8 protein-coding genes are annotated in these 12,876 nt (G+C 38.2%); all 8 read left to right on the top strand.

Annotated elements, in window-relative coordinates:
• Window positions 1–3: 3 nt before the first annotated feature.
• The 8 genes from pcrA (at window position 4) to gatC (ending at window position 12,865) form a co-directional block, all read left to right on the top strand.
• Window positions 4–2,247: a DNA helicase PcrA gene (gene pcrA, locus HNQ94_RS16670; RefSeq protein WP_246200043.1), complete on the top strand. Its 2,244-nt coding sequence runs from the start codon at window positions 4–6 to the stop codon at window positions 2,245–2,247.
• 14 nt (window positions 2,248–2,261) lie between these two features.
• Window positions 2,262–4,268 (top strand): NAD-dependent DNA ligase LigA, encoded by a 2,007-nt coding sequence (gene ligA / locus HNQ94_RS16675; RefSeq protein ID WP_174497290.1) that lies wholly within the window; start codon window positions 2,262–2,264, stop codon window positions 4,266–4,268.
• 9 nt (window positions 4,269–4,277) lie between these two features.
• Window positions 4,278–5,483, top strand: coding sequence for a CamS family sex pheromone protein (locus HNQ94_RS16680; RefSeq protein ID WP_311771635.1), 1,206 nt, complete (start codon window positions 4,278–4,280; stop codon window positions 5,481–5,483).
• A gap of 160 nt (window positions 5,484–5,643) precedes the next feature.
• Window positions 5,644–7,197 carry an L-glutamate gamma-semialdehyde dehydrogenase gene (gene pruA / locus HNQ94_RS16685; RefSeq protein WP_174497289.1) on the top strand — a complete coding sequence of 518 codons (1,554 nt, stop codon included), beginning with the start codon at window positions 5,644–5,646 and terminating at the stop codon, window positions 7,195–7,197.
• A gap of 336 nt (window positions 7,198–7,533) precedes the next feature.
• Window positions 7,534–8,997 carry a sodium/proline symporter PutP gene (gene putP / locus HNQ94_RS16690; RefSeq protein WP_174497288.1) on the top strand — a complete coding sequence of 488 codons (1,464 nt, stop codon included), beginning with the start codon at window positions 7,534–7,536 and terminating at the stop codon, window positions 8,995–8,997.
• 261 nt (window positions 8,998–9,258) lie between these two features.
• Window positions 9,259–10,854 carry a malate synthase A gene (aceB, locus tag HNQ94_RS16695; protein WP_174497287.1) on the top strand — a complete coding sequence of 532 codons (1,596 nt, stop codon included), beginning with the start codon at window positions 9,259–9,261 and terminating at the stop codon, window positions 10,852–10,854.
• Window positions 10,855–10,869: 15 nt separating this feature from the next.
• The gene (gene aceA / locus HNQ94_RS16700; protein ID WP_174497286.1) at window positions 10,870–12,153 is read left to right on the top strand and encodes an isocitrate lyase; all 1,284 of its coding nucleotides are present in this window, start codon (window positions 10,870–10,872) and stop codon (window positions 12,151–12,153) included.
• Window positions 12,154–12,574: 421 nt separating this feature from the next.
• Window positions 12,575–12,865, top strand: a complete 291-nt coding sequence (gene gatC, locus HNQ94_RS16705; RefSeq protein ID WP_174497285.1) for an Asp-tRNA(Asn)/Glu-tRNA(Gln) amidotransferase subunit GatC — start codon at window positions 12,575–12,577, stop codon at window positions 12,863–12,865.
• Window positions 12,866–12,876 lie beyond the last annotated feature (11 nt).

A 12,876-nucleotide genomic window follows, 5' to 3' on the forward strand; every position in this document is an offset into this window, starting at 1 on the left:
GACGTGAGTTTTACAGCTGATGGAATCGTAAAAGGAATGAATGAACAACAAGCAAAGGCCGTTAAGCATACAGAAGGCCCTCTTTTAATAATGGCAGGTGCAGGAAGTGGGAAAACTCGTGTTTTAACTCACCGTATAGCTTATTTAATGCACGAAAAAGGGGTATCAGCCCACAACATTCTGGCAATTACATTTACGAATAAAGCGGCAAGAGAAATGAAGGAAAGAGTACACAGGATTGTAGGTAATGAAGCGGGTCAAATTTTAATCTCTACATTCCACTCCTTATGTGTACGAATTTTACGAAGAGATATTGATCGAATTGGTGTGAGCCGTAATTTTTCTATTTTAGATACGAGTGATCAATTATCGGTTATTAAACAAGTATTAAAGGATTTAAATTTAGACCCTAAAAAATGGGATCCTAGAGCAATGTTGAATGGCATTAGCTCCGCAAAAAACCAATTAGTTGACCCGGAAGAATTTGCGAAGACAACAGGTAATTTATATGAAGAAAAGACTGCGGAAGTATACCGAATATACCAAAAGACATTACGAAAAAATCATGCGTTAGATTTTGATGATTTAATTATGCAAACCATTAACTTATTTCAACGTTTACCAGAAGTACTCCAATACTATCAACGTCGTTTTCAATACATTCATGTGGATGAGTATCAAGATACGAACCATGCTCAATATCAGCTCGTAAAAATGTTAGCAGAGCGCCATCAAAACTTATGCGTTGTAGGTGACTCAGACCAGTCCATTTACCGCTGGCGTGGAGCGGATATTGCGAATATTTTATCCTTTGAAAAAGACTACCCTAGCGCTAGAGTCATTTTGCTAGAACAGAATTACCGTTCTACAAAGACCATATTGCAAGCAGCAAATCATGTTATCGAGAAAAACATGTCCCGAAGACCAAAAAAGCTTTGGACAGAGAATTTGGATGGAGAAACGATTCAATTTTATCAAGCAGCTTCTGAAAAAGATGAAGCCTTATATGTCGTAGATAAAATTGAAACACTTATGAATGAGGGGAATTTAACCTACCGCGATATGGCTGTTTTATATCGAACGAATGCTCAATCTCGTGCTGTTGAGGATGTTTTAGTAAAATCAAACATTCCCTATCAAATCGTTGGGGGCACAAAGTTCTACGACAGAAAAGAAATTAAGGATTTACTTGCTTACCTACGTTTAATTGCAAATCCTAATGACGATATTAGCTTCCAACGTGTTGTCAATGAACCGAAACGTGGAATTGGGAAAACGTCTATTGAAAAGCTCCTTTCTTTTGCGACGAGGGAAGGGATTTCCTTATATGAAGCAGCAAGAGAAGTTGATCGAATTGATATTAGTAAAAAAGCAGCTAATGGTATTTATGCTTTCCGGGAAATGATTCAAAACTGGGAACAAATGCAAGATTTCTTATCTGTAACGGAAATAGTGGAGCAAGTGCTAGAAAAAACAGGCTATGAAGAAATGCTATTGAATGAAAAATCACTAGAGTCCCAAAGCCGTTTAGAAAACATAAACGAGTTTAAAACCGTTACGCAACAATTTGAGCAGGCAACAGAAGATAAAAGCTTAATTGCATTTTTAACCGACTTAGCACTTATAGCAGATATCGATAAAGTAGAAGATGATGAGGAAGATAATAAGGTTGTTTTAATGACTCTTCATTCTGCAAAAGGATTAGAGTTTCCGGTTGTATTTTTAGTTGGTATGGAGGAAAGTATATTCCCGCATAGTCGCTCGTTAATGGATGAGGAAGAAATGGAAGAAGAACGTCGTCTTGCATATGTGGGTATAACAAGAGCCGAGCAAAAGTTATTTTTAACCCATGCACAAATGCGCACGTTATATGGGCGTACATTGATGAATCCTGTTAGTCGATTTATTAGTGAAATACCTGAGGAGTTTATTGAAAAACAAGAAGACCCTGTTATCACTTTTTCTACGGGAGGCTTTTCTGCTACTCCTAGTCAAACGAATTTTCAAGCACAACCGACACCGCAAAGTCAGCCAAAAAGAAAATCCCAACGTATTACGAAAGGTACAACGGGTGGGGAGAATTTTGCTTGGAAGCCTGGTGATAAAGCAATGCATAAAAAATGGGGAGAAGGAACCGTTGTTAAAGTACAAGGTGAAGGAGATGGGATGGAGCTTGATATTGCCTTCCCTGCCCCGACAGGTATTAAACGTTTGTTAGCACAGTTTGCTCCAATTACGAAAGGGTAAGTGAGGTGTCCTAGTTGGATATTCAAGAGGCAACAAAACAAATATCCCTACTTAGGGAAAAATTAAATAAATATAACTATGAATATCATGTGCTCGATCAACCATCTATTTCAGATGCAGCATACGATGAACTGATGCAGGAGCTTGTGAAATTAGAGGAGCAATTTCCAGAATTGATTACGAGCGATTCCCCATCTCAACGAGTAGGTGGGAGCCCGCTTGATGAATTTGAAAAGGTAGAGCATACCATTCCTATGCTTAGTCTCGGAAATGCTTTTAATGAACAAGACTTAAAAGACTTTGATCGGAGAGTACGGGAAGGTGTAGACGTATCAGAGGTTGCTTATGTATGTGAACTCAAGATTGATGGCTTAGCCATATCTTTGCGTTACGTAGATGGCTTTTTCTCTCGAGGTGCTACGAGGGGTGATGGGAAAACAGGTGAGGATATAACCCAGAACTTAAGGACGATCAAAAGTATCCCATTAAAAATTAAAGAAGAAAGTGCAATAGAAGTGCGCGGGGAAGCTTTCATGCCAATGAAATCCTTTTCAGCTTTAAACGAAATTCGTGAGCAAAATGGGGAAGATTTGTTTGCTAATCCGCGAAATGCTGCTGCTGGATCTTTAAGACAGCTGGATCCTAAAATTGCCGCAGCTAGAAACTTAGACATTTTTATATACAGTGTTGGAGAATGGGAAGCTGGGGAAATCACCTCACACAGTGAACGACTAGCTTATTTAAGAGAGTTAGGGTTTAAGGTGAACCCAGAGACAAAAAAGTGTCAGAATATAGATGAAGTTATTGCGTACGTCAACTACTGGCAGGAACATCGGCCAGACCTTCGTTATGAGATAGATGGTATTGTTATAAAAGTAGATGAAATTGAAATGCAAGAACAATTAGGATTTACAGCTAAAAGTCCGCGTTGGGCTATTGCATATAAATTTCCTGCGGAAGAAGCGACTACGAAATTAAAGGACATTGAACTAAGTGTTGGAAGAACAGGTGTTGTAACGCCTACTGCTATTTTAGACCCGGTTAAAGTGGCTGGGACAACTGTACAAAGAGCATCTTTACACAATGAAGATCTAATACGTGAAAAAGATATACGTATTGGAGATACAGTTATTATTAAAAAGGCAGGAGATATTATCCCTGAAGTAGTTCGTGTCTTAGTTGATCAACGAACAGGCGATGAACAGCCTTTTACTATGCCAACACAATGTCCAGAGTGTGGAAGTGAACTAGTTCGTTTAGAAGAAGAAGTTGCTTTACGCTGTATCAATCCAAACTGTCCTGCCCAATTAAGAGAGGGTTTAATTCATTTTGTTTCTAGGAATGCAATGAATATTGATGGCCTAGGAGAAAAGGTTATTAAACAATTATTTGATGAAAAATTAATTTTTACAATTGCAGATTTATATAAACTAAATAAGGAAGAGCTACTCAAGCTCGAACGTATGGGTGAAAAATCTGTACAAAATTTACTACAGTCCATTGATAACTCAAAAGAAAATTCACTCGAAAGACTGTTATTTGGTTTAGGCATTCGTTACGTAGGTAGTAAAGCAGCACAAACGCTGTCTGAGCACTTTTTGACGATTGAAAAATTAATGATGGCAACGGAAGAAGAGTTAATTTCGATTCAAGATATTGGAGAAAAAGTAGCTGATTCTATCGTCCGCTATTTTGATAAACCACAAGTGAAGGAATTAATTCAAGAGTTAAAAGAATTAGGTCTAAATCTAGAATATAAAGGATTAAGACAAGAAGAAATAAGTACAGATTCTCCGTTTTCAGGTAAGACTGTAGTTCTCACTGGAAAGCTAGAGCTATTTTCCCGATCTGAAGCCAAACAAAAAATTGAAGAATTAGGTGGAAAAGTAACTGGTAGTGTGAGCAAAACTACTGATATACTAATAGCAGGTGCTGATGCGGGGTCAAAATACGATAAAGCACAAAAACTAGGTATTGAGATCTGGAATGAGGAACAGTTAGAAGAGGCCTTAAGCCAATAGGGGTGGAGAATGATGAAAAAGGTTTTCTTTCTCTTTGCCTGTCTTATCCTGACTATTACGGGTTGTGCCCCTTCTTATGAATCAGAAGAGGAAATCGTTCAGGATACGGATGAAGAGCAAGTAGAAACAGCAATTATACCGAAATACAACGTTTCGGATGATGAATACAAAGTTATTCTGGAATATAAGCCTGGTAAAGCACGTGGTGTAATAGTTAACCAGGTTTTTAATCGATTTGATATAGACGAGATGGAAATAGGATTAAGAAGACACTCTAAATCTACTTTTGATCCTGATAATCATTTCTTCCAAGAAGGACAATATCTTTCGGAAGATATTGTTTACCGGTGGTTAGGTAGACAAAAAACAGATGCAGAGTGGGAAGCTTATGTGGAGAGCTTCAAAGGAAAAAGACCCACTTTATCAAAAGAGGAATACCAAAGTGGGTTAAACCCTACCTTAACAGGTGATGAAAGTGACCCAGAGTCATATCGTGAAAATCCTAGATATTTATCGCATATTTTAGAACAGAACTATTTGCAAAAAACAGAAGGAAATAAAGTAGAGCTAAAAGGTATTTCCATTGGACTTGCTTTAAAATCAGTTTATCAATTCGAAACAGAAATTGGTGGTCCGGATTATTATCGTCCTATCGATGAGGAAGAAATGCTAAGGGAAGGGAAAAAGCTTGCTCAAACAATTTTAGAACGAATAAGAAGTATAGAGGGGCTTGTTGATGTTCCTATTATGATTGCCTTATTTAGGGAAGAGGAGCAGTCTTCACTTGTTCCTGGAAACTTTGTAGCTAGGACGACGGTGGAAGGAAATGATATGTCTATTGGTGAATGGACAACCATCAATGAAAAATACGTGCTATTTCCTTCAGGTGAAGCAGACCAGGATTATGTCGCTGATGCAAATATGATGAAAGATTTCACAAAGGAAGTAAGAAAGTTCTTTCCAAATTTTGTTGGTGTAATTGGAAAGGGTTTTTATGTGAATGATGAGCTAGAAGAATTAAAAATTGAAATTCCTATTGAATTTTATGGGAAGGCAGAAGTTGTTGGTTTTGCGCAATATGCCTATGGCCTAATTATGGAGACATTTACATCAAATTATGATTTAGAAATAAATGTAATGTCTACGGATAAACAAGAAGTACTGATGGAAAGAGGCGAAGGGGAAGACGAACCTCACGTCTATATTTACCAATAAAACAAGGAAGATCCCTTAAAGCTAGGGGATCTTTTTGTCGTTTAAGGAGAATAATATCCATGATATTTGAACAGCTAGATTGAATAGGTTAGAATGATACAGGGAACCCTTTCCCTAGGCAAAGGGATGGGTTATGAATTGAATAAAAGGAGGAATTGCCGTGGTAGTACCTTACACTCATGAACCATTTACTGATTTTTCAAAAGACGAAAATCGTAAAGAATTTGAAGAAGCCTTGAAAAAAGTTGAAGCCGAACTAGGGCAAGATTATCCATTGATTATTGGTGGGGAGCGCATTTATACAGATGATAAAATTGTTTCTATAAACCCTGCTAAAAAAGATGAGGTTGTAGGAAACGTTTCAAAGGCGAATCAAGAGCTTGCTGAGAAAGCGATGAAAGTAGCGGATGAAACATTTAAATGGTGGAGAAAGTCTAAACCAGAATTCCGTGCAGACCTTTTATTCCGTGCGGCTGCAATTGTGCGTCGTCGTAAGCATGAATTTAGTGCTTGGCTAGTAAAAGAGGCAGGTAAGCCTTGGAAAGAAGCAGATGCTGATACAGCGGAAGCAATCGATTTCTTTGAATATTATGGACGTCAAATGCTTCGTCTAAAAGATGGGGCTCCAATAAACAGCCGTCCAATTGAGAACAATCGTTATAACTACATTCCACTTGGAGTAGGTGTTGTCATTTCTCCTTGGAACTTCCTATTTGCCATTATGGCTGGGACAACAGTTTCTGCAATGGTAACTGGAAATACGGTATTACTTAAGCCTGCTAGTGCAACTCCAGTAATTGCATACAAGTTTATGGAAGTATTAGAAGAAGCGGGATTGCCTGCTGGAGTTATTAACTATATCCCTGGTAGCGGTAAAGAAGTTGGGGATTACCTAGTTGATCACCCTCGTACACGTTTCATCAGCTTTACAGGTTCTCGTGACGTAGGAACACGTATTTTTGAAAGAGCTGCTAAAGTTAACGAAGGTCAGCTTTGGTTAAAGCGTGTTGTTGCTGAAATGGGTGGTAAAGATACGATGATCGTAGACAGTGAGTCAGATCTAGAACTTGCTGCGGAATCAATCGTAGGTGCTGCATTTGGATTCTCTGGACAAAAATGTTCAGCATGTTCTCGTGTGGTAGCACATGAAGAAATTTATGATGATTTACTTAAGCGTGTTGTAGAAATTACAGAAGAAAAAGCCAAAGCGGTTGCAGAGCCTAATAGTGCAAATACTTATATGGGGCCAGTAATCGATCAAGCGGCTTATAACAAAATTATGGGACACATTGAAGATGGGAAAAAAGAAGGTAGACTAATGACTGGTGGAGAAGGTGACGATTCAGTTGGTTACTTCATTAAGCCAACAGTATTTGCTGATTTAGACCCTAATGCTTCTATCATGCAAGAAGAAATCTTTGGTCCTGTAGTAGCCTTTACGAAGGCGAAAAACTTTACAGAAGCAATCGAAATTGCGAACAATACGGATTACGGTTTAACAGGTGCTGTTATTACGAACAACCGTGAACATATTGAGCAAGCTCGTGAAGATTTCCATGTAGGGAACCTTTACTTTAACCGTGGTTGTACAGCTGCAATTGTAGGCTACCATCCATTTGGTGGATTTAACATGTCAGGTACAGATTCAAAAGCTGGTGGACCTGATTACCTAATGAACTTCCTACAAGCTAAAACAACTTCTGAAATGCTTTAATAACTGTTAATAATTGTAAGAGCTCTGTACATAACCTTTGTACAGAGCTCTTATTTTTTCTTATACAATGATTAACATGCAAATTAAGGACTATGGACTCATTAATCTAGCATTTTTCGCCAATAACAGCATATTTCGAGGATATTCTAAAATATACTTTTTTGAAATATTCATAAAATTTCTATAAGATTAATAGTATGGTAAAAAAGGGGGGTAGACAAACATGGGTGAAGATTTCGCTTTATCTGGAGCAACGTGGTTTTGGTTTTTCGTCCCAATGCCGATACTAATTATTTTATGTGCAATATCATTATTTAAGAGAGGTGAAGATAGTTAATGGCAACTTTAATTACATTTATAATTTATTTAGCAGGTATGTTAGCTATCGGTGTCATAGGATATCGACTAACGAATAATCTATCAGACTACTTTTTAGGGGGCAGACGTTTAGGCCCAGGTGTTGCTGCACTTAGTGCTGGTGCATCCGACATGAGTGGTTGGTTACTACTAGGTTTACCAGGTGCCATTTATGCAAGCGGTTTATCTGGTGCATGGATTGCAGTAGGTTTATCAATTGGTGCATATTTAAATTGGCAGTTTGTAGCAAAACGTTTACGCACTTATACTGAAGTATCTAATGATTCTATTACAATTCCTGATTTCTTTGAAAATCGTTTTAAGGATAATACGCACATCCTCCGTCTTGTTTCTGCGATTGTTATTTTGTTCTTCTTCACGATCTACACGGCATCAGGGATGACAGCAGGTGCAAAATTATTTAGTTCTTCATTCGAACTCACTTATACGCAAGGTCTTTGGATTGGTGCAATAGTAATTATTGCTTATACATTCTTAGGTGGTTTTATTGCAGTAAGCTGGACAGATTTCATTCAAGGGATCTTAATGTTCCTTGCTCTAGTTGTCTTACCACTTGTAGCTATTTCAGAGCTAGGTGGATGGCAAGAAACGCTTAACACAATTGGGCAAGCAAGTGAAGGTCACTTAGAAATGGTTGCTGGAGTTGGAGTAATCGCAATACTATCAAACCTCGCATGGGGTCTTGGTTATTTCGGTCAGCCTCACATTTTAGCTCGTTTTATGGGTCTTCGTTCTCATAAAGATGTTAAGAAAGCTAGATTTATCGGTATTAGCTGGATGGTAATCGGTCTTTATGGTGCAGTATTTGCCGGTTTAGCTGGTTTCGCAATGAGCCAGGTTGGTACATTAAACCTTGGTGATGGCGAAGAAGTATTTATCATGATGTCTCAAGTGTTAACACATCCAATTGTTGCAGGTATTTTACTTGCTGCGATACTTTCAGCAATTATGAGTACAATTGACTCTCAGTTACTTGTATCTTCTTCAGCTGTAGCAGAAGATTTCTACAAAGGTGTTTTCCGTAGAAATGCTACAGATAAAGAGCTTGTAACAGTGGGACGTATTTCCGTAGCTGTGATTGCAGTAATTGCAATTCTACTAGCTGGGGATCCAACAAACTCTGTACTTGAACTTGTAAGTTACGCATGGGCTGGATTTGGTGCTGCATTTGGACCAATTATCCTTCTTTCTCTATTCTGGAAGCGTATTACTGCTTCTGGTGCCATTGCAGGTATGATTGCAGGTGCGGTAACGGTAATAGTATGGGGTAACTACTTAGAAGGTGGAATTTTTGATCTATATGAAATTGTTCCAGGTTTCCTTCTTAACGTTATTTTAGCAGTAGTATTTAGCTTATTCTCACAACCGAAGCCTGAAATGGAAGAAGAGTTTGAAAAAGCTCGCCAAATGGCTCAAGAATAATTATTCAATAGTACAGAAGCCTTCTCTTTTGCAGAGAAGGCTTCTTTTTTTGTGAAAAAACAGGAATCTAGCAGCATTTTTTTGCTTGTTAAAACTTTTTGATGTTCACTACAAAAAGAATAATGAATTGACTAATGAAAAATATATTGTCGAAAACTTTTCCATACTTTTTTCCAATTTACCGGTTACATTTTTCAAATACTGTTATATAATACAAAACAAGTTATAATAACTGTAATATAACAAGGTGGTGTAAAAAGTATGACGACAAAAACGAAAGGGATTGATGTAAATGGTAAGATGCGCTGGGAATATGCGGATATCCTAACCCCTGATGCCCTACTATTTATACAACAGTTAGAAAGAAAGTTCCGTTCTCGTCGAACGGAACTGTTACAGCACAGAGAGGAAAGACAAAAGCAATTTGATTTAGGTGAATACCCATCGTTTTTAAAAGAAACGGAGAGTATTCGTAACAGTGATTGGACTATATCACCTATCCCGAACGACTTAGAGGATAGGCGAGTAGAGATTACCGGTCCTGTTGACCGTAAAATGGTTATTAATGCATTGAATTCAGGAGCCAAGGTATTTATGGCCTGTTTGGAAGATGCAACGTCCCCTACTTGGGATAACGTCGTCCAAGGACATGTGAATTTACGGGACGCTGTTCAAGGAACAATTTCCTTTATTAATGAAAACGGAAAAAAATATGAACTAAAGGATGATTTAGCAGTTCTAAAGGTGCGCCCTAGGGGATGGCACTTAGAGGAAAAACATGTAACAGTTGATGGTCATCCTATAAGTGGAAGCTTGTTCGACTTCGGATTGTTTTTCTTTCATAATGCGAAAACGCTAATGAAGAAAGGTTCAGGACCTTATTTTTATCTTCCCAAACTAGAAAGCCACTTAGAAGCAAGACTTTGGAATGATGTATTTCTTTTTGCCCAGGAATTTATTGGTATTCCTAGAGGGACGATAAAAGCTACCGTCTTAATAGAAACAATAGTAGCAGCTTTTGAAATGGACGAAATTTTATATGAACTGAGAGAACATTCCGCAGGTTTAAACTGTGGTAGGTGGGATTATATATTTAGTTACCTTAAAAAGTTTAGCAAGCATCCACTTGTTGTATTTCCAGATCGTTCAACAGTAACAATGACAGTTCCGTTTATGCGAGCATATTCTCTTTTGACTATTAAAACATGTCATAAACGAAATGCTCCAGCTATTGGGGGAATGGCAGCACAAATCCCTATAAAAGGGGACGAAAAAGCAAACGAAGAAGCATTCAACAAAGTAAGAAATGATAAAGAGCGGGAAGCACGAGATGGCCATGATGGTACTTGGGTGGCACACCCCGGATTAGTACCTGTAGCAATGGAAATTTTTAATAAAGAAATGAAAAGCAAGAATCAAATAGATTCAAAAAAACAACAAAACATGGAAGTAACAGCTGAACAACTACTTGAAATTCCGACAGGTGATATTACAGAAAAAGGAGTCCGTCAAAATATTAGAGTCGGTATCCTATATATTGCCTCTTGGCTACAAGGGAAAGGTGCAGCTCCTATTGATCACTTAATGGAGGACGCCGCAACGGCAGAAATTTCGAGGGCACAGTTATGGCAGTGGATTAGAAGTCCTAAAGGCGTGCTAAGTGACGGAAGAAAATTAACCGGACATTTATATGAAAAATTGAAAACAGAGGAACTGGGGAAAGTCAAAGCAGAAATTGGAAACGATACTTTTCAACAAGGTAGATTTTATGAAGCAATCAAATTGTTTGACCGCTTGATATTAGAAGATGAATTTATCGAGTTTTTAACATTACTAGGCTATGAAATTTTAGAATAAGAGGGAGGAATTAAAATGTTTGCTGAACGAGTAAGAAAATTAGAAGAAAGCTGGGCATTCGATAGTCGTTGGAATGAGGTAGAAAGACCTTATACAGCAGAGGAAGTCATAAAACTAAGAGGATCGATTGACATTGAGCATACATTGGCGAAAACAGGTGCCGAGAAACTATGGAACTACTTGCATACAGACGATTATATTAACGCACTAGGTGCATTGACGGGGAATCAGGCGGTACAACAAGTAAAAGCAGGGTTAAAAGCAATATATTTAAGTGGATGGCAGGTTGCAGCAGATGCAAATTTATCCGGGCACATGTATCCTGACCAAAGTTTATATCCCGCTAATAGCGTTCCGCACGTAGTGAAGCGAATTAATCAAGCATTGCAAAGGGCTGATCAAATTCACCATGTAGAATCAGATCAAACGATTGATTGGTTTCAACCAATTGTCGCAGATGCAGAAGCAGGCTTTGGGGGGCAACTAAATGTTTTTGAGCTTATGAAAGGAATGATTGAATCTGGTGCCTCTGGTGTACACTTTGAAGATCAGCTATCATCTGAGAAGAAATGCGGTCACCTAGGTGGAAAAGTATTGTTACCTACACAAACAGCTGTAAAAAATTTAGTAGCAGCAAGATTAGCTGCAGATGTCATGGGTACACCAACGATATTAATTGCACGTACTGATGCGAATGCGGCAGACATGGTAACGAGTGATGTAGACCCATATGATCATGAATTTATAACTGGAGAAAGAACACCAGAAGGATTTTATCGTACGAAGGCAGGACTAGACCAAGCAATTGCTAGAGGGCTGGCATATGCGCCTTATGCAGACTTGATTTGGTGTGAAACATCCGAGCCAAACTTAGAGGAAGCAAAACGTTTCGCTGAAGCTATCCATGAGAAATATCCAAATAAATTACTAGCTTATAATTGTTCTCCGTCCTTCAATTGGAAGAAGAAACTAGATGAAAACACGATTGCAGCATTTCAACAGGAACTAGGCAAAATGGGTTATAAATTCCAGTTTGTAACATTGGCAGGATTCCATGCGCTCAATCATAGTATGTTTGAGCTTGCTCGAGGGTATAAGGATCGAGGGATGGCTGCATATTCAGAGCTTCAGCAAGCAGAATTTGCGAGTGAGGTACACGGTTACTCAGCAACAAGGCACCAGAGGGAAGTTGGTACAGGATACTTTGATCAAGTTTCCATGATTGTCTCAGGCGGGACGTCATCAACTACTGCATTAAAAGGATCAACAGAAGAAGAACAGTTTACCGCCAAAGCGTAAAGCACCAAGCAAAGTTTTATCGACGTTTATCTATTGATATTTGCGCCTTCTCCATTTAATGGAGGAGGCTATTTTTTTACTTTAAGAAAGTTTAACTTTGTTAAAGGATTAAAGTATAAGAAAAACGAAGGCTTTCGCCATAAGGACTTGGCGACAAGCCTTCGTTTTTCTAATCCCTCTGGCTTCTTCATAACATAACAGCTACCTAGAAAAGTTGCAATATCGAGTAGACGAGATTTATCCTCCTAGCATTTATCTTTACATGAAAGGAAAGACATAAGATAGACCTATGAGCCTTTCATGTTTTAATGTATGGATTAAGTGTTAAAATGGTAAGGGTACAAGTTGCTATATATAAGGAAAATTTGCTATTATAAAAAAATATTGTGAGTGTTCGAACATAGTCGGAGGTGAACAAAAAATGGCTGAAATTTCAAAGGAACAAGTAAAACACGTGGCGAACTTAGCGAGGCTAGCCGTAACAGAAGAAGAGGTAGAGAAATTTTCGGAACAGTTAGGCTCCATTATTACATTTGCAGAGCAACTAAATGAATTAGATACAGATAATGTAGAACCAACAACACACGTCCTTGATTTGAAAAATGTGATGCGTAAAGACGAGTCGAAACAATGGTTAACACAAGAAGAAGCGTTGAAAAATGCACCAGATAAAAAAGACGGACAATTCCGTGTACCATCTATTTTGGAGTAAGGAGGTAAAAA

Origin of the sequence: Salirhabdus euzebyi (genome assembly GCF_014207435.1) — a bacterium.
GTDB lineage: Bacteria > Bacillota > Bacilli > Bacillales > Alkalibacillaceae > Salirhabdus > Salirhabdus euzebyi.